Here is a 17,669-nt window from a genome sequence, read left to right as displayed (position 1 = left end):
ACTTGAGTTCGAGGATCTCGCCCTGGGCGTCGACGGTGATCTTCTGGCTCAGGTCGCCGTTGGCGACGGCCGTCGTCACCTGGGCGATGTTGCGGACCTGGGAGGTCAGGTTCGACGCCATGAAGTTGACGTTGTCGGTGAGGTCCTTCCAGACCCCGGAGACGCCCCGCACCTGGGCCCGCCCGCCCAACTGCCCTTCCGTGCCCACCTCGCGGGCGACCCTCGTCACCTCGTCGGCGAAGGCGGAGAGCTGGTCCACCATCGTGTTGACGGTCAGCTTCAGTTCGAGCAGCTCACCGGTCGCCTCCACGGTGACCGTGCGGGTCAGGTCGCCGCGGGCCACCGCCGTGGTCACGAGCGCGATGTCACGCACCTGGGCGGTCAGCCGGGACGCCATCGTGTTGACCGCCTCGGTCACGTCCCGCCAGCTGCCGGACAGCCCCTGCACCTTGGCCCGGCCGCCGAGGCGGCCCTCGGTGCCGACCTCGCGGGCCACCCGGGTGACCTCGCCGGTGAACAGGGAGAGCTGGTCGACCATCTTGTTCACGGCCCGGCCCAGGCGCCGCAGGTCACCGCGTAACTGGCGGCTGCCGTCGTGCAGGTCGACGCGCTGGGTGAGGTCGCCGCCGGCCACCGCGTCCAGCACCCGTGTGGCGTTGGCCGCCGGGGCCACCAGGGCGTCGAGCACCTGGTTGACGTCGTTGACCCGGGTCGTCCAGTCGCCCGGCCCCGGGCTCGCCGAGAGCCGCTCGTCGAGCCGGCCGTACCGCACCAACTCCCTTTTGACCCGCTGCACCTCACGGTTGAAGTGCGTGCTGCGGTCCATGATCTGGTTGAAGACCGCCGTCAGTTCGGCCACCACTCCCTCGCCGGTCTCCGGGAGACGGCGGAAGTCGCCGTCGCGGGCCGCGGTCATCGCGGCGAGCAGCGGGCGTAGTTCGGATGCTCGAATCCGACCGTCTTTATGACCGTCTTCGAGCACACGTGTAGCACGGTTCTCACTCATGGCGGCCCACTTCGGTAACTCGGTGCTTATGGGCGTGGCCAGTCTGTCACTCTGTCGGCGTCGACCGAGGCGTATTCGTCCGAACCGTTCGGGGAGCTGTTGATGGGGGCCATTCCGGTGCAACGGGAGACCGTCACCCGTGCATCTGACACGCCTGCGCACGAGGGCTCACGCCCGTGCGAGGCGGGCGCGCACCCCGGCGCGGGCCACCTCGCACCCCCGCAGCCCGAGACCCGCACCACCCTCCCCGGCAGCCCTATCTCCCCGGGATCCGCGCGCTCCCTGGTGCGCGCCGCCCTCAGCGAGTGGGCCGAATCCGGCCTTCCCGGCACCGAACGCCTCACCACCCGACTCGTCGAGGACGCCGTCGTGGCGGTGAGTGAGCTGGTCACCAACGCCGTCGTGCACGCCGGGACCGAGGTCGAGCTCACCTGCAGGCTGGAGGAGGACACCGGTGCCCTCCTCGTCGAGGTCCTGGACCACCACCCCTCGCGCGCCCCTCGCAACGGCGAGCCGGAGGCGCCGTACGAAACGCCCGAGTACGGCCGCGGCCTGCGGCTGGTGTCCCGGCTGGCGGAGTCCTGGGGCGTCACCTACCGCACCGGCGCCAAGACCGTCTGGGCACGGCTTCCCGCCGAGGAGCCCGAGACGGCGCGGGACGACCTGGAGGCGTACGCCGAGGAACGCGCGCTGGAGCGCGGCCTGCGCGTCGCCGAGATCCTCGCGCCCGAGCCGCCCCCGGAGCCCAGCGCCCCGCCGCTGACCGATTCCCTCGATCGGGGGGAGTCGTACGACCACGAGGCCCCCCGGCACAGCCGGCCCGCCGACCACCGCTTCCCGCACCCCGAGCACGCCCGGCACCCCGAGGGCCCGCACCGCGCCGAGCGGGAGCGGGACTGGCTCAACCGCGGTGCCCTGTCCTTCCTCGCCGAGGCTTCCGACCTGCTCGCCGGACAACTCGACGAGAACCTCGTCGCCGCCCTCGCCGGCCAGCTGATCGTGCCGCGACTGGCGGACTGGTGCGCGGTGTGGCTGGAGGACGAGGTCGCCGGCCGCTGGGGCTACCCCCGACCCGGCGACGCCCGGGCCGACGGCGGCCGGCCGGCGGAGGGCATCGCGGGGGCCGGGCCCAGGCTCGCCCGGGTCTGGCACTGTTCCGAGAACCTCATCGAGGACCTCCGCCGCGCCCTGGAGAAGGAGCCACCGCACCCGACCGACACCGACCGTGCCGGCCCCGTGCCGCATCCCTGGCCGGGCGAGGCGCTCGGCGGGCACGGGACGAGCGGCACGGCGCTCGCGTACCGCCTCATCGCCGGCGGCCGCCCCCTGGGCACCCTGGTCATCGGCCGGGCCGCAGTCGCGCGCTTCCCCGACGAGATCACCGGCCTCGTCGAGGACCTCAGCCGCCGGGTGGCCCTCGCCATCGGCGCGGCCCGCCAATACGCCCGGCAGGCCACCATCAGCCGGGTCCTGCAACGCGGACTCCTGCCCGGCGCCGTCGCGAAGATCCCCGGTGTGGCCAGCGCCCTGGTGTACGAGCCGTGCGACATGGGCGGGCCGAGCGGTGATTTCTACGACCTGTTCCCGGCCGGCGACGGCCGCTGGTGCTTCGCCATCGGGGACGTCCAGGGCAAGGGCCCCGAGGCGGCCGTGGTGATCGGCATCGCGCGCCCCTGGCTGCGCCTGCTCGCCCGCGAGGGCTACCGCGTCGCCGACGTCCTGGACCGCCTCAACCAGCTCCTCCTCGACGACGCCACCGAGGCCGCCGACGCCGCCGCCCGTGCCCTCGTCGGACCGGTCGCCCCCGACGACGGCCCGCAGACCCGCTTCCTGTCCCTGCTCTACGGCGAGCTCACCCCCTTCGACGGCGGCATCCGCTGCACCCTCGCCTCCGCCGGGCACCCCCTGCCGCTGGTGCTCGGCGAGGGCGGCGAGGTCCACACGGCAGCGCACCCGCAGACGCTCCTCGGGGTCGTCGAGGATGTGACGTACACCAGCGAGACCTTCGAGCTGCGCTCCGGCGAGACCCTGCTGTGCGTGACCGACGGGGTGACGGAGCGGCGCAGCGGCTCCCGCCAGTTCGACGATGGCGACGGCCTCGCGACCGCGCTGGCCGGGTGCGCGGGGCTGAACGCGGAACTGATCGCGGAACGCATCCGCAGGCTGGTGCACGAGTTCGGCGGCCGTCCGCCCGACGACGATCTGGCGCTGCTGGTACTGCAGGCCGAGTAACCGGCGAGGTACGGGAGAATGGAACGCATGCCCTCCGCACTCCCCGACGGCGAACCCGTCCCCGACGACGGCGCGCTCCCCGCGGCCGCGCTCGCCGGCGCCGCCGACCGCCCCCTCGGTTTCTACCTGCACGTCCCGTACTGCGCGACCCGCTGCGGCTACTGCGACTTCAACACCTACACGGCGACCGAGCTGCGCGGCACGGGCGGCGTGCTGGCGTCCCGCGACAACTACGCCGAGACGCTCATCGACGAGATCCGTCTCGCCCGCAAGATCCTCGGCGACGACCCGCGCGAGGTCCGCACGGTCTTCGTGGGCGGCGGTACGCCCACGCTGCTGGCCGCCGACGACCTCGTACGCATGCTGGGGGCGATCCGCGACGAGTTCGGGCTGGCGCGGGACGCGGAGATCACGACCGAGGCGAACCCGGAGTCGGTGGACCCGGCGTATCTGGCGCGGCTGCGGGAGGGCGGGTTCAACCGGGTCTCCTTCGGCATGCAGAGCGCGAAGCAGCATGTGCTGAAGGTTCTGGACCGCACGCACACTCCGGGCCGCCCCGAGGCGTGCGTGGCGGAAGCCCGGGCGGCGGGCTTCGAGCACGTGAACCTGGACCTGATCTACGGCACCCCGGGGGAGTCGGACGACGACTGGCGGGCCTCGCTGGAGGCTGCGCTGGGCGCGGGACCGGACCACATCAGCGCGTACGCCCTGATCGTAGAGGAGGGCACGCAGCTGGCCCGCCGTATCCGCCGCGGCGAGGTGCCGATGACGGACGACGACGTGCACGCGGACCGGTACCTGATCGCTGAGTCGGCGCTGTCGGAGGCGGGCTTCGAGTGGTACGAGGTGTCCAACTGGGCGACCTCGGAAGCGGGCCGCTGCCTGCACAACGAGCTGTACTGGCGGGGCGCCGACTGGTGGGGCGCGGGTCCGGGAGCGCACTCGCATGTGGGCGGGGTGCGCTGGTGGAACGTGAAGCATCCGGGCGCGTACGCGGCGGCGCTGGCGGCGGGGCGGTCGCCGGGGGCGGGGCGTGAACTTCTGTCGGAGGAGGACCGGCGGGTCGAGCGGATCCTGCTGGAGCTGCGGCTGCGGGAGGGGGCGCCGCTGGAGCTGCTGCGGGAGGAGGGGCTCGCGGCTTCTCGGCGGGCGCTGGGGGAGGGGCTGCTGCAGGAGGGGCCGTATGCGCAGGGGCGGGCGGTGCTGACGTTGCGGGGGCGGTTGCTGGCGGATGCGGTCGTTCGGGATCTGGTGGACTGATCACTCGGGTGGGTGAATCGGTGCGGGAGGCCGGTTCGGTCCCTAACCTGATTCGTACGCTGCCCCCGTGAGCGACGGTGGCAGGAACCGGAGGGCTGCGGAGATGACCGCTGTGGACGACCGACCGATGACCACCGACATCGTGAAGTTCTTCGAGAACTTCGAGGTTCCCGAGGGATTCAAAGTCGAGCTCCTCCGGGGGGAAATCGTGGTGATGGCGGGGCCGGACGTGGCCCACAACGACATCGTGGAGGCGGTTGTGGACCAGATCCCCCGCCAGCGCTGGCGGCGGCTCCAGACCCAGGACATCGCCATCCTTGAGGAGACGAGTGAGCCGCAGCCGGACCTTGTGGTGCTTGAGCGGGGCACCGGACCAGGTCAGGGAAGGCTGATGCCGTCCGAGGTCATCACCATGCTCGTGGAGGTCGTTTCCAAGACGAGCGTCGACCGCGACTACGGAGTCAAGCGTTCGATCTACGCAGCGGCGAAGGTACCCGCGTACTTGATCATCGATCCGGTCATGGCGCAGTGCGTACTGCTCACGGAACCGACGGGCCACGGAGAGAACGCGGACTATCGCCGTCAGCGGATCACCAAGTTCGGCGACCTCACGCCGTTGGAGCCCATCAATATCGAACTGGACACCAGCGAATTCTCCACCTACGAGAAGATCAGGCCGCATCGCTATCCGTGACGAAGTCGATCAACTCCTCCACCCGCCCCAACAACTCGGGCTCCAGGTCCTTGTAAGACCCCACCCGCCCCAGAATCGCCTGCCACACCGCCCCGGTGTTCTCCGACGGCCACCCCAGCGCCCGGCACACCCCCGTCTTCCAGTCCTGCCCGCGCGGCACCTTCGGCCACCCCGGGATCCCCAGCGACGACGGCTTCACGGCCTCCCAGATGTCGATGTACGGGTGACCCACGACCAGCGCGTGTTCGCTCGTCACCGCCTGCGCGATACGCCACTCCTTGCTGCCCGGCACCAGGTGGTCGACCAGCACCCCCAGCCGCGCGTCGGGACCCGGTGCGAAATCGGCCACGATCGACGGCAGGTCGTCGACGCCCTCCAGGTACTCCACCACCACGCCCTCGATGCGCAGGTCGTCGCCCCACACCTTCTCGACCAGCTCGGCGTCGTGCCGGCCCTCGACGTAGATCCGGCCGGCGCGGGCCACGCGCGCGCGTGCGCCAGGGACGGCGACCGAACCGGATGCCGTACGGGTGGGGCGTACCGGAGCCGCGCCCGACGGCCGGACGAGGGTCACCACCTTGCCCTCCAGCAGGAACCCCCGCGGCTCCAGCGGGAACACCCGGTGCTTGCCGAAGCGGTCCTCCAACGTCACCGTGCCCGCCTCGCAGCGGATCACCGCGCCGCAGAAGCCGGTGCCGGGCTCCTCCACCACCAGGCCCGGTTCCGCCGGGACCTCGGGGACCGGCTGGGGCTTCTTCCAGGGCGGAGTCAGGTCGGCGGAGTACTGGCGCATTCGAGTGACGATAGGAGAAGTCCGGCCGTCAGGGAGCGTAGATCAGCGCGACACGCCGAAGCGGTCGGCGAGGGCGTCGCGCTGGCGTCGTACGAACTCCGCGTCCACCACCGCTCCGTGACCGGGCACGTACAGCGCGTCCTCGCCGCCCAGATCCAGGAGCCGGTCCAGTGCCGCCGGCCAGTGGGACGGTACGGAGTCGGGGCCGGCCTGGGGCTCGCCCGACTCCTCCACCAGGTCGCCGCAGAAGACCACCTCACGATCGCCGGGGGACCGGCCCGGCACCAGCACGACCAGATCATGGGCGGTGTGCGCCGGGCCCACGTTCGCCAGGAGCACCTGGTGGTCGTCGTCGAGGTCGAGCGTCCACTCGCCGCTGACCTCATGGCGCGGGTGCACCAGGGCGTCCACCGCCTCCTCCGCCGACTCCGGGTCCAGGCCGTTGCCCACCGCGTCCGCGCGCAGCTCCTCGCGCGCGTGTCGCTGCGCGAAGACCGTGTCCATGCCCACGGCGCCGAAGATCTCCGCTCCCGCGAACGCCGCCGCCCCGAAGACATGATCGAAGTGGGGATGGGTCAGCGCGAGATGAGTCACACGGTGACCCGCGAGCCACTGCGCCTGCGTACGCAACCGCGCGCCCTCGCCGAGGCTTGACCCGGCGTCGATCACCAGTGCCGTGTCCCGCCCCACGACCAGCCCGGCCGTGCAGTCCCACACCGGGAGCCGGCACCGGCCCACCTCGGCGGCCAGCCGCTCCCACCCCAGCTCTTCCCAAGTCACCGTCATACGGCGACGCTAGCCAAGACACCACCGTCAGGCACGGTGGTGCCGGACCGGCCTTGCCCGGGGCGTACCCCACGGCCGTACACTGGGCCGGGGACGGCTGGCACTCGCCCGCGCAGAGTGCCAGGCGAGATATCGAGGGAACGAGTTCTGGAGGTGTGCGCGAGATGCTGAGTGAACGCAGGCTTCAGGTGCTGCGCGCCATCGTCCAGGACTATGTCGGGACGGAGGAGCCGGTCGGCTCCAAGGCGCTCACCGAGCGGCACAACCTCGGCGTCTCCCCGGCGACGGTCCGCAACGACATGGCGGCCCTGGAGGACGAGGGCTACATCGCCCAGCCGCACACCAGTGCCGGGCGGATCCCCACCGACAAGGGCTACCGGCTGTTCGTCGACAAGCTCGCCGGCGTCAAGCCGATGAGCCCGCCGGAGCGGCGCGCCATCCAGAACTTCCTGGAGGGCGCCGTCGACCTCGACGACGTCGTGGCGCGCACGGTACGGCTGCTCGCGCAGCTCACCCGGCAGGTCGCCGTCGTGCAGTACCCCTCGCTGACCCGCTCGACCGTGCGGCACGTCGAGCTGCTCTCGCTCGCGCCCGCACGGGTGATGCTGGTGCTGATCACGGACACCGGGCGGGTCGAGCAGCGGGTGGTCGACTGTCCGGCACCCTTCGGCGAGGCCTCGCTCGCGGATCTACGCGCGCGGCTGAACAGCCGGGTCGCGGGGCGGCGCTTCACCGATGTGCCGCAGCTCGTCGAGGACCTCCCCGAGGGCTTCGACGTGGAGGACCGCGGCACCGTCTCGACCGTGCTCTCCACCCTGCTGGAGACGCTCGTCGAGGAGAACGAGGAGCGGTTGATGATCGGCGGCACCGCCAATCTCACCCGCTTCGGACATGACTTTCCCCTCACCATCCGGCCGGTGCTCGAAGCGCTGGAGGAGCAGGTCGTGCTCCTCAAGTTGCTGGGCGAGGCGAAGGATTCGGGCATGACCGTGCGCATCGGCCACGAGAACGCCCATGAGGGACTCAACTCCACGTCCGTGGTCTCGGTCGGCTACGGTTCGGGCGGCGAGGCAGTCGCCAAGCTCGGCGTGGTCGGACCGACCCGCATGGATTACCCGGGAACGATGGGAGCGGTACGCGCAGTGGCACGTTACGTCGGACAGATCCTGGCGGAGTCGTAAGTGGCCACGGACTACTACGCCGTTCTCGGCGTGCGTCGCGACGCGTCGCAGGAAGAGATCAAGAAGGCCTTCCGGCGGCTCGCTCGCGAGCTGCACCCGGACGTCAACCCGGATCCGAAGACCCAGGAGCGGTTCAAGGAGATCAACGCCGCTTACGAGGTGCTGTCGGACCCGCAGAAGAAGCAGGTCTACGACCTCGGCGGCGACCCGCTGTCCCAGGCGGGCGGCGCGGGCGCCGGCGGCTTCGGCGCGGGCGGCTTCGGCAACTTCTCGGACATCATGGACGCCTTCTTCGGTACGGCGTCCCAGCGCGGCCCGCGCTCGCGCACCCGGCGCGGCCAGGACGCGATGATCCGGCTGGAGGTCGAGCTCGACGAGGCGGCCTTCGGCACCACGAAGGACATCCAGGTCGACACGGCCGTCGTCTGCAACACCTGCAACGGTGAGGGCGCGGCGCCCGGCACCTCCGCCCAGACGTGCGACATGTGCCGCGGCCGCGGTGAGGTCTCCCAGGTCACCCGGTCCTTCCTGGGCCAGGTCATGACGTCCCGGCCCTGCCCCCAGTGCCAGGGCTTCGGAACCGTGGTCCCGACGCCCTGCCCGGAGTGCGCGGGCGACGGCCGCGTACGGTCCCGCCGCACCCTCACGGTCAAGATCCCGGCCGGCGTCGACAACGGCACGCGGATCCAGCTCGCCGGTGAGGGCGAGGTCGGGCCCGGTGGCGGTCCCGCCGGTGACCTGTACGTCGAGATCCACGAGCTGCCGCACGCGATGTTCCAGCGGCGCGGCGACGACCTGCACTGCACGGTGACGATCCCGATGACCGCGGCGGCCCTCGGCACGAAGGTGCCGCTGGAGACGCTGGACGGGCTGGAGGAAGTCGACATCCGGCCGGGTACGCAGTCGGGTCAGTCGATCCCGCTGCACGGGCGCGGCGTCACGCATCTGCGCGGCGGCGGCCGAGGGGACCTCATCGTGCACGTCGAGGTCCAGACCCCGACCAAGCTGGACCCCGAGCAGGAGCGCCTCCTGCGCGAACTGGCCAAGCTGCGAGGCGAGGAGCGGCCCCAGGGGCAGTTCCAGCCGGGGCAGCAAGGGTTGTTCTCGCGGTTGAAGGACGCGTTCAACGGGCGCTGAGTGGGTCCCGGTGGGCTGCTGGGGGTCCGGGGGTCGTCCCCCGGGTGGGCAGGGTCAGTCGGGACAGCAGGGGTTGTTCTCGCGGTTGAAGGACGCGTTCGACGGGCGCTGAGTGGGTCCCGGTGGGCTGCTGGGGGTCCGGGGGTCGTCCCCCGGGTGGGCATGGTCAGCCGGGGCAGCAAGGGTTGTTCTCGCGGTTGAAGGACGCGTTCAACGGGCGCTGAGTCGGTCCCGGTGGGCTGCTGGGCGTCCGGGGTTCGTCCCCCGGGTGGGCAGGGTCAGTCGGGGCAGCAGGGGTTGTCCTCGCGGGTGAAGGACGCGTTCGACGGGCGCTGACTCCAAGGGGCCGCGGGCCGGGGATCCACCGGCCCGTGCCAAGGGGAAGGGTCGATTCGGACTTGTCAGAGGGACGTGACAACATGCCGTCATGTCCTCCGCGCTGACCGATCTCTTCCCCCTCCCGATCGTGCAGGCCCCCATGGCGGGCGGCGTCTCCGTGCCGCATCTCGCCCAGGCCGTGTCCGAGGCCGGCGGGCTGGGGTTCCTCGCCGCCGGGTACAAGACCGCCGACGGGATGTACCAGGAGATCAAGCAGCTGCGGGGCCTGACGACCAAGCCCTTCGGGGTCAACCTCTTCATGCCGCAGCCCGAGCACCCCGGCGCGAGCACCGGCAGCACCGCAGCGGCCGGCGCCGCGCCCGCTTCTGCGGCGGCCGTGGACGTCTACGCCCACCAGCTGGCCGGCGAGGCCGCCTGGTACGAGACCGAGCTGGGCGACCCGGACAGCGGACGCGACGACGGGTACGACGCCAAGCTCGCCGTGCTGCTCGACAACCCGGTGCCGGTCGTCTCCTTCCACTTCGGGGTGCCCGGCCGCGAGGTCCTGGAGTCGCTCCGCCGCGCCGGAACCTTCACCCTGGTCACCGCGACCACGCCGGACGAGGCCCTCGCCGTGCAGCAGGCCGGCGCGGACGCCGTGATCGCCCAGGGCATCGAGGCCGGCGGGCACCAGGGCACCCATCGCGACAACCCCGAGACCGACGGCACCGGCATCGGGCTGCTCTCGCTCGTCGCGCAGATCCGGGAGACCGTGAGCCTGCCCATAGTCGCCGCCGGCGGCATCATGCGCGGCAGCCAGATCGCCGCCGCCCTCGCGGCCGGGGCGAGCGCCGCCCAGCTCGGCACCGCCTTCCTCGCCACCCCCGAGTCCGGCGCCAACCCCCTGCACAAGCAGGCACTGACCAACCCCCTCTTCGTACGGACCGAGTTGACGCGTGCCTTCTCCGGGCGCCCCGCCCGCGGCCTCGTCAACCGCTTCATGCGCGAGCACGGGCCGTACGCCCCCGCCGCCTACCCCGAGGTCCACCACCTGACCTCGCCCCTGCGCAAGAAGGCCGCCGCGTCCGGGGACGCGCAGGGCATGGCGCTGTGGGCCGGACAGGGGCACCGGATGGCACGCGAACTGCCCGCGGGGCAGCTGGTGGAGGTGCTGGCCGCCGAACTGGACGCCGCGGCGACAGCGTTGTCCTCCCGCCCGGCAGGGGGTGCGAGGCGATGACGGCTCCCGTTTTCCTCGTCGAGCACTTCGACGCGGGTGACGCCGGGCGGTGCGTCCTCGACGGCCCCGAGGGACGGCACGCCGTCTCCGTCAAGAGGCTCAGGCCCGGGGAGACCGTCGTCCTCACGGACGGCGCAGGCCGCTTTGCCGAGTGCGAGGTCGTCGGCACGGAGGGCAAGGACCGGCTCATCGTCCACATGAGCTCGGTGGCCGAGGAACCCCCGCAGTCCCCCCGCATCACCGTCGTCCAGGCCCTGCCCAAGGGCGACCGCGGCGAACTGGCCGTCGAGACCATGACCGAGACCGGTGTGGACGCGATCGTGCCCTGGACGGCCGCCCGGTGCATCACGCAGTGGAAGGGCGAGCGCGGGGCGAAGGCCCTCGGCAAGTGGCGGGCCACCGCCCGCGAGGCCGGCAAGCAGTCCCGCCGCGTACGGTTCCCCGAGGTCGCGGACGCGGCCACCACCAAGCAGGTCGCGGCGCTCCTCGCCGGAGCCGACTTCGCCGCCGTCCTGCACGAGGAGCGCGACTACGGCAGCGAGCCGCTGGCGACGGCCGAACTCCCCACCGAGGGTGAGATCGTGCTCGTCGTCGGACCCGAAGGCGGCGTCAGCCCCGAGGAGTTGGCCCTCTTCGAGGAGGCGGGCGCGAAGGCGTACCGTCTCGGCCGCACCGTGCTGCGCACCTCCACCGCCGGAACGGCGGCGACGGCTCTGCTTCTCGGCCGCACCGGCCGCTGGTCCTGACACGGCCGCGCTCGGAGGGCGGGCCGGGAGCGCCGACAGTGGCCGTATGCGCTCTACCGCGCCGGCCGGGACAGTGGCAGGCTGCCCTCCATGGGGGCGTTCAGGAGGGTTTGGGGTCGAGCGGACCGCACGGGTCGTGCGCGCGGCGTGCGTGCGGCGGGCGTGGCGGGGCTCGCCGTGGTCGCCGCCGGCGCGCTGGTGGCCTGCGATCCGGGCGGGCTGAGCAGCGCGACCGTGGCGTTCACGACCGACCAGACCGTGACCGAGGAACTGCGGCGGCAGAAGGCCGACGTGCAGTGGCTCAACTGCACGGGCTCGTACGACGACGGCGGCGGCAGGTCCTCCGCGCCGACGGCGAGTGAGAACACCGTGGTCGAGGTCGACTGCGAGGGTGAGACCAAGGACGGCAAGGACATCACCGTCACCGGCCGGATCACCCGGGCCGTCAGCGGCGCCTGTGTGCGCGGGGACCTCGTCGCCAAGATCGACGGCAAGGAGTGGTTCCACGTCAACGGGCTGGGCAACTGCAACGCCAAGCCCTCGCCGGTCGCCCCGGGCGGCGGACAGCAGCCCGGTCCCACGGTCACGGTGACGGTCACCAAGACCGTCTACTGCAAGCAGCATCCGAACTGCTGGCCGGAGGGCAAGTGAGCGCATCGCCGCGGGAGTTGGCCAAGTGATCCGAAGGCCTGTCCCCGGACGCCGCCCCTGCTTATGGTGATCGGGTGACTCAGTCCGCGACGTCTGGATCGTCTTCGTATCTCCGGTACCCGCACCTGCACGGCGACCTGGTCGCCTTCACCGCCGAGGACGACGTGTGGCTCGCCCCGCTCGGCGGCGGCCGTGCCTGGCGGGTCAGCGCCGACAACGTGCCGGTGAGCCTGCCGCGCATCTCGCCCGACGGCACGACCGTCGCCTGGACCTCCAGCCGCGACGGCGCCCCCGAGGTGCACATCGCGCCGGTCGAAGGCGGGCCCTCCAAGCGCCTCACCCACTGGGGCAGCGGGCAGACCAGGGTGCGCGGCTGGACCCCCGACGGCCAGGTCCTCGCGATCAGCGCCCACGGGCAGGCGGGCAGCCGGCGCACCTGGGCGCACACCGTCCCGCTCGACGGCGGCCCCGCGACCGTCCTGCCGTACGGTCCCGTCGCCGACGTGGTGCACGGCCCGCACCTCGTGCTCGCCTCCGCGCCCATGGGGCTGGAAGCGGCCCGGTGGAAGCGCTACCGGGGCGGCACCGCGGGCAAGCTGTGGATCGACCTGAAGGGGGAGGGGAACTTCGTACGGCTGCACGAGGAGCTGGACGGGAACGTCGAGTACCCCGTGTGGGTGGGGGAGCGGATCGCCTTCCTCTCCGACCACGAGGGGGTGGGGGCGGTGTACTCGTCCCTCGCCGACGGGTCGGACCTGCGGCGGCACAGCCCCGTCGACGGCTTCTACGCCCGGCACGCCGCGAGCGACGGCACCCGGGTCGTGTTCGTCAGCGCCGGTGAACTCTGGATCCTCGACGACCTCGACGGGGCCGAGCCGCGCAGGCTCGACATTCGGCTCGGCGGGCAGCGCACCGACCGGCAGCCGTACCCGGTGAACGCCGCCCGCTGGTTCGGATGGGCCGCCCCGGACCACACCGCGCGCGGCAGTGCCGTGGCCGTCCGCGGTGCCGTGCACTGGGTCACCCACCGCTCCGGGCCCACCCGTGCGCTCGCCGCCCGGCCCGGGGTACGGGCCCGCCGGCCGCGCACCTTCCGGGCGGACGGCGAGGACTGGGTGGTGTGGGTGACGGACGCGGAGGGCGACGACGCACTGGAGTTCGCGCCCGCGACCGGACTCGCGCCCGGCGCCACCCCGCGCAGACTGGCCGCCGGGCAGCTCGGACGGGTGCTGGAGCTCGCCATGGCGCCCGACGGCAGCCGTGCCGCGGTCGCCGCGCACGACGGACGGGTGCTGCTCGTCGAGCGGGAGAGCGGCGAGGTGCGCGAGGTCGACCGCAGCGCCGACGGTGACGTGTCCGGGCTGGTCTTCTCGCCCGACTCCGCCTGGCTCGCCTGGTCGCACCCCGGCCCGCGCCCGCTGTGCCAGCTCAAGCTCGCCAACACCACCGACCTGTCGGTGTCCGAGGCGACCCCGCTGCGCTTCCAGGACTACGCGCCCGCGTTCACCCAGGACGGCAAGCACCTGGTGTTCCTGTCCACGCGGGCCTTCGACCCGGTCTACGACGAGCACGTCTTCGACCTCGCCTTCGTGGTCGGCTCCCGTCCGCACCTGATCACGCTCGCCGCGACCACGCCGTCCCCGTTCGGACCGCAGCGGCACGGCCGCCCCTTCGACGCGCCCGACAAGGACGAGACGCCCGACAGCGAGGGCACCCCGACCACCCGCATCGACCTCGACGGGCTGGCCGACCGGATCGTGCCGTTCCCGGTCGAGGCGGCCCGCTACACCAACCTGCGGGCCGCGAAGGACGGCGTGCTGTGGCTGCGGCACCCCGTGCGGGGCGCCCTCGGCGCCACCCGGGCCACGCCCGACGACCCCGAGCCCAAGACCGAGCTGGAGCGCTACGACCTCGGCCGGCGCCGCATCGAGCATCTCGCCGACGACGCCGACCACTTCGAGGTCAGCGGCGACGGCAAACGGGTGCTGCTGTGGACCGACGGCAGGCTGAAGGTCGTCCCCAGCGACCGGCGGGCCTCCGGTGACGACGACAGCGACTCGAACGTCACCGTGGATCTGACGCGGGTACGGCAGACGGTGGACCCGTCGGCGGAGTGGCGGCAGATGTTCGAGGAGACCGGCCGCATCATGCGGGACCACTTCTGGCGCCCGGACATGAACGGCGTCGACTGGACGGGCGTACTTGACCGCTACCGCCCGCTCGTGGACCGGGTGGCCACGCACGACGACCTGATGGACCTGCTGTGGGAGGTCCAGGGCGAACTGGGCACCTCGCACGCCTACGTGGCCCCGCGCGGCGGATACGGCGGCGGACCGCGGCAGGGCCTGCTCGGCGCCGACATCTCCCGTCATGAGGACGGCAGTTGGCGGATCGACCGCATCCTGCCGTCCGAGACCTCCGACCCGGACGCACGCTCGCCGCTGGCCGCACCGGGTGTCGCCGTGCGCGCCGGGGACGCGATCGCGGCGGTGGCCGGGGTGCCGGTGGACCCGGTGACCGGCCCCGGGCCGCTGCTCGTCGGCACGGCGGGCAAGGCGGTCGAGCTGACGATCTCACCGTCGGGCGGCGGGGACGTACGGCACGCGGTCGTCGTACCGGTCGCCGACGAGCAGCCGCTGCGCTACCACGCGTGGGTGGCGGACCGCCGGGCGTACGTCCACGAGCGGTCCGGTGGCCGGCTCGGCTATCTGCACGTGCCGGACATGCAGGCGCCCGGCTGGGCCCAGATCCACCGTGACCTGCGGATCGAGGTGGCACGGGACGGCCTCGTCGTGGATGTGCGCGAGAACGGCGGCGGCCACACCTCCCAGCTGGTCGTGGAGAAGCTGGCCCGCCGGATCGTGGGCTGGGAGCTCCCTCGCGGGATGCGCCCGTACAGCTACCCGATGGACGCCCCCCGCGGCCCCGTGGTGGCCGTGGCGAACGAGTTCTCCGGCTCCGACGGGGACATCGTGAACGCGGCGATCAAGGCGCTGGGCCTGGGGCCGGTGGTCGGCACCCGCACCTGGGGCGGCGTGATCGGCGTCGACAGCCGCTACCACCTGGTCGACGGCACCCTGATCACCCAGCCGAAGTACGCCATCTGGCTGGAGGGCCAGGGCTGGGACGTGGAGAACCACGGAGTCGACCCGGACGTGGAGGTGGTGCAGCGCCCGCAGGACTGGATGGCCGGACGGGACGCCCAGCTCGACGAGGCGATCCGCATCGCGCTGGAGGCCCTGGAGGAACGGCCGGCCAAGACTCCGCCCACTCTGCCGACCTCGTGACGACGATACGATGCCCACAATGAAGCGCCGCGCGACCCACGGAGGGACCATGGCAGGGGAGCCGCAGGACGACTGTCTGTTCTGCAAGATCGTCGAGGGACACGTCCCCGCGACCATCGTGCGGGAGACGGAGACGACCGTCGCGTTCCGGGACATCAACCCGCAGGCGCCCACCCACGTCCTGATCATTCCCAAGGCGCACTACGCGGACGCAGCCGTCCTCGCCGCCGCCGAGCCGGCCCTGGCCGCCGACGTCCTGCGCGAGGCCCAGGCAGTCGCCGACGAGGAAAAGCTGGAGAGCTACCGCATCGTCTTCAACACCGGTACCGGCGCCGGCCAGACCGTCTTCCACACCCACGCCCACGTCCTCGGCGGCCGTGGCCTCGAGTGGCCCCCCGGATAGGCGGAAGCCGCCGTGTCCGTACGTGAACTCGTCGTCCTCGGCACCGCGAGCCAGGTCCCGACCCGGCACCGCAACCACAACGGCTACCTGCTGCGGTGGGACGGGGAGGGCATCCTCTTCGATCCCGGCGAGGGCACCCAGCGCCAGATGCTGCGGGCCGGGGTGGCCGCGCACGACCTGAACCGGATCTGTGTCACCCATTTCCACGGTGACCATTCGCTGGGGCTCGCCGGGGTCATCCAGCGGATCAACCTCGACAAGGTCCCGCACCCCGTCACCGCCCACTACCCGCTCTCCGGGCAGCGTTTCTTCGACCGGCTGCGCTACGCCACCGCCTACCGCGAGACCGTCGCCCTCACCCAGGCGCCGGTCGACGCCGACGGCGTGCTCGTCGACACCGGCGGCTACACGCTTCAGGCCACCCGGCTGTCCCACCCGGTCGAGTCGTACGGCTACCGCCTCGTCGAGCCCGACGGGCGCCGCATGCTCCCCGAACGGCTCGCCGCGCACGGCATCGAGGGCCCGGACGTCGGGCGTCTCCAGCGCGAAGGGGTCCTGGGCGGAGTCTCGCTCGACGACGTGAGCGAGATCCGGCGCGGGCAGCGGTTCGCGTTCGTGATGGACACCCGGCTGTGCGACGGGGTGTACACCCTCGCCGACGGCTGCGACATGCTCGTCATCGAGTCGACCTTCCTGGACGAGGACGCCCAACTGGCTGCGGAGCACGGTCACCTGACCGCCGGTCAGGCCGCCCGCGTCGCGCTCGAAAGCGGTGTACGGCATCTCGTGCTCACCCACTTCAGCCAGCGCTACACCGAGCCGGACGATTTCGAGCGGCAGGCGCGGGACGCCGGTTTCGACGGGGAGTTGACGGTCGCCCACGACCTGCTGCGGGTGCCGCTACCGAAACGTCGGTGACACCGCCGTACGATGCTTTGATGTCCGTCCCCAAAGCAGAACTGCACCTCCACATCGAAGGCACCCTCGAACCCGAGCTCGCCTTCGAACTGGCCGACCGCAACGGCGTCGAGCTGCCCTACGCCGACACCGAAGAGCTGCGCAAGGCCTATCAGTTCGAGGACCTGCAGTCCTTCCTGAACCTGTACTACGAGCTCGTGGCCGTCCTGCGCACCGAACAGGACTTCGCGGACCTCGCGCACGCCTACCTCGCCCGCGCCGCCGCCCAGGGCGTACGGCACGCGGAGATCTTCTTCGACCCGCAGGCGCACACCAAGCGCGGGCTGGAGCTGGGCACGGTCGTCGAGGGGCTGTGGCGGGCGCTGGGCAGCAGTGCGGCCGACCACGGGATCTCCACCCGGCTCATCATGTGCTTCCTGCGCGACGACTCCGCCGAGTCCGCCATGGAGACGCTGCGGGCGGCCGAGCCCTACCTCGACCGGATCATCGGCGTCGGCCTGGACTCCGCCGAGGTCGGCCACCCGCCGGCGAAGTTCCGCGAGGTCTACGAGGCCGCCGCCGCCCTCGGCCTGCGACGGGTCGCGCACGCCGGCGAGGAGGGCCCGCCCGCCTACATCACCGAGGCCCTCGACGTCCTCGGTGTCGAGCGCGTCGACCACGGGCTGCGGTGCATGGAGGACCCGGCGCTGGTCGAGCGGCTGGTGCGGGAGCGGGTGCCGCTGACACTGTGCCCGCTGTCGAACGTCCGGCTGCGCACCGTCGACACGCTCGCCGACCACCCGCTGCCCGCGATGCTCGACGCCGGGCTGATGTGCACGGTCAACTCCGACGACCCGGCCTACTTCGGCGGGTACGCCGGCGACAACTTCGACGCCGTACGCCGCACCCTGGGCCTGAGCGACGAACGGCTCCGCGAGCTCGCCCGCAACTCCTTCCTCGCCTCCTTCCTGGAGGACGACGAGGAGCTGCGGGCGCGGTACCTGGCCGAGGTGGCGGCCTACGCCTTCCCGTAGCCGT

15 protein-coding genes are annotated in these 17,669 nt (G+C 72.2%); 12 read left to right on the top strand and 3 right to left on the bottom strand.

From position 1 onward, the window contains the following. On the bottom strand, window positions 1–916 hold a 916-nt coding region (locus tag ACFYNL_RS09335; protein WP_388799132.1), incomplete at its 3' end, for a HAMP domain-containing protein. A 192-nt stretch (window positions 917–1,108) separates the two neighbouring features. Here ACFYNL_RS09335 and ACFYNL_RS09330 point away from each other — a divergent pair. The 3 genes from ACFYNL_RS09330 (at window position 1,109) to ACFYNL_RS09320 (ending at window position 5,192) form a co-directional block, all read left to right on the top strand. After that, window positions 1,109–3,238, top strand: coding sequence for a SpoIIE family protein phosphatase (locus tag ACFYNL_RS09330; protein WP_388799129.1), 2,130 nt, complete (start codon window positions 1,109–1,111; stop codon window positions 3,236–3,238). Between the two features lie 27 nt (window positions 3,239–3,265). Further along, window positions 3,266–4,498, top strand: a complete 1,233-nt coding sequence (gene hemW, locus ACFYNL_RS09325; protein WP_388799126.1) for a radical SAM family heme chaperone HemW — start codon at window positions 3,266–3,268, stop codon at window positions 4,496–4,498. A 103-nt stretch (window positions 4,499–4,601) separates the two neighbouring features. After that, window positions 4,602–5,192 carry a Uma2 family endonuclease gene (locus ACFYNL_RS09320; RefSeq protein ID WP_388800565.1) on the top strand — a complete coding sequence of 197 codons (591 nt, stop codon included), beginning with the start codon at window positions 4,602–4,604 and terminating at the stop codon, window positions 5,190–5,192. On the opposite strand, the gene ACFYNL_RS09315 is transcribed toward ACFYNL_RS09320, so the two are convergent. Together ACFYNL_RS09315 and ACFYNL_RS09310 are read right to left on the bottom strand one after the other, a co-directional pair. After that, a complete protein-coding gene (locus tag ACFYNL_RS09315; protein WP_388799123.1) occupies window positions 5,170–5,985 on the bottom strand; it encodes a DUF3097 domain-containing protein in 816 nt (271 codons plus the stop codon). The two genes, ACFYNL_RS09320 and ACFYNL_RS09315, sit on opposite strands and share 23 nt — an antisense overlap. A 42-nt stretch (window positions 5,986–6,027) precedes the next feature. Further along, a complete protein-coding gene (locus ACFYNL_RS09310; protein ID WP_388799120.1) occupies window positions 6,028–6,771 on the bottom strand; it encodes an MBL fold metallo-hydrolase in 744 nt (247 codons plus the stop codon). A 164-nt stretch (window positions 6,772–6,935) separates the two neighbouring features. On the opposite strand from ACFYNL_RS09310, the gene hrcA reads away from it, so the two are divergent. The 9 genes from hrcA (at window position 6,936) to ACFYNL_RS09265 (ending at window position 17,665) form a co-directional block, all read left to right on the top strand. After that, window positions 6,936–7,952 (top strand): heat-inducible transcriptional repressor HrcA, encoded by a 1,017-nt coding sequence (gene hrcA / locus ACFYNL_RS09305; RefSeq protein ID WP_388799117.1) that lies wholly within the window; start codon window positions 6,936–6,938, stop codon window positions 7,950–7,952. Further along, window positions 7,953–9,089, top strand: a complete 1,137-nt coding sequence (dnaJ, locus tag ACFYNL_RS09300) for a molecular chaperone DnaJ (RefSeq protein WP_388799114.1) — start codon at window positions 7,953–7,955, stop codon at window positions 9,087–9,089. Window positions 9,090–9,516: 427 nt separating this feature from the next. After that, the gene (locus tag ACFYNL_RS09295) at window positions 9,517–10,647 is read left to right on the top strand and encodes a nitronate monooxygenase (protein WP_388799111.1); all 1,131 of its coding nucleotides are present in this window, start codon (window positions 9,517–9,519) and stop codon (window positions 10,645–10,647) included. Beyond that, window positions 10,644–11,393 carry a 16S rRNA (uracil(1498)-N(3))-methyltransferase gene (locus ACFYNL_RS09290; RefSeq protein ID WP_388799108.1) on the top strand — a complete coding sequence of 250 codons (750 nt, stop codon included), beginning with the start codon at window positions 10,644–10,646 and terminating at the stop codon, window positions 11,391–11,393. Before ACFYNL_RS09295 ends, ACFYNL_RS09290 begins: the two co-directional genes overlap by 4 nt. Before the next feature lie 90 nt (window positions 11,394–11,483). Next, window positions 11,484–12,044, top strand: coding sequence for a hypothetical protein (locus ACFYNL_RS09285; protein ID WP_388799105.1), 561 nt, complete (start codon window positions 11,484–11,486; stop codon window positions 12,042–12,044). A gap of 74 nt (window positions 12,045–12,118) precedes the next feature. Continuing rightward, window positions 12,119–15,331, top strand: a complete 3,213-nt coding sequence (locus ACFYNL_RS09280) for a S41 family peptidase (protein WP_388799102.1) — start codon at window positions 12,119–12,121, stop codon at window positions 15,329–15,331. A gap of 49 nt (window positions 15,332–15,380) precedes the next feature. Then, the gene (locus ACFYNL_RS09275) at window positions 15,381–15,734 is read left to right on the top strand and encodes a histidine triad nucleotide-binding protein (protein WP_388799099.1); all 354 of its coding nucleotides are present in this window, start codon (window positions 15,381–15,383) and stop codon (window positions 15,732–15,734) included. 12 nt (window positions 15,735–15,746) lie between these two features. Then, entirely contained in the window at window positions 15,747–16,652 is a 906-nt protein-coding gene (locus ACFYNL_RS09270) for a ribonuclease Z (protein WP_388799096.1), read from the top strand. Between the two features lie 20 nt (window positions 16,653–16,672). Next, a complete protein-coding gene (locus tag ACFYNL_RS09265; RefSeq protein ID WP_388799093.1) occupies window positions 16,673–17,665 on the top strand; it encodes an adenosine deaminase in 993 nt (330 codons plus the stop codon). Window positions 17,666–17,669: the final 4 nt, after the last annotated feature.

Origin of the sequence: Streptomyces sp. NPDC007808, from assembly GCF_042868655.1 — a bacterium.
GTDB lineage: Bacteria > Actinomycetota > Actinomycetes > Streptomycetales > Streptomycetaceae > Streptomyces.
This window is presented reverse-complemented; position numbering and strand designations above follow the sequence as displayed.

Bases quoted from the DNA above. Each gene is read 5' to 3' on its own strand.
- hemW (WP_388799126.1), top strand. From the start codon at position 3,266: ATGCCCTCCGCACTCCCCGACGGCGAACCCGTCCCCGACGACGGCGCG.
- ACFYNL_RS09265 (WP_388799093.1), top strand. From the start codon at position 16,673: ATGTCCGTCCCCAAAGCAGAACTGCACCTCCACATCGAAGGCACCCTC.
- ACFYNL_RS09330 (WP_388799129.1), top strand. From the start codon at position 1,109: ATGGGGGCCATTCCGGTGCAACGGGAGACCGTCACCCGTGCATCTGAC.
- ACFYNL_RS09285 (WP_388799105.1), top strand. From the start codon at position 11,484: ATGGGGGCGTTCAGGAGGGTTTGGGGTCGAGCGGACCGCACGGGTCGT.
- ACFYNL_RS09275 (WP_388799099.1), top strand. From the start codon at position 15,381: ATGGCAGGGGAGCCGCAGGACGACTGTCTGTTCTGCAAGATCGTCGAG.
- ACFYNL_RS09310 (WP_388799120.1), bottom strand. From the start codon at position 6,771: ATGACGGTGACTTGGGAAGAGCTGGGGTGGGAGCGGCTGGCCGCCGAG.
- ACFYNL_RS09295 (WP_388799111.1), top strand. From the start codon at position 9,517: ATGTCCTCCGCGCTGACCGATCTCTTCCCCCTCCCGATCGTGCAGGCC.
- ACFYNL_RS09320 (WP_388800565.1), top strand. From the start codon at position 4,602: ATGACCGCTGTGGACGACCGACCGATGACCACCGACATCGTGAAGTTC.
- ACFYNL_RS09290 (WP_388799108.1), top strand. From the start codon at position 10,644: ATGACGGCTCCCGTTTTCCTCGTCGAGCACTTCGACGCGGGTGACGCC.
- hrcA (WP_388799117.1), top strand. From the start codon at position 6,936: ATGCTGAGTGAACGCAGGCTTCAGGTGCTGCGCGCCATCGTCCAGGAC.
- ACFYNL_RS09315 (WP_388799123.1), bottom strand. From the start codon at position 5,985: ATGCGCCAGTACTCCGCCGACCTGACTCCGCCCTGGAAGAAGCCCCAG.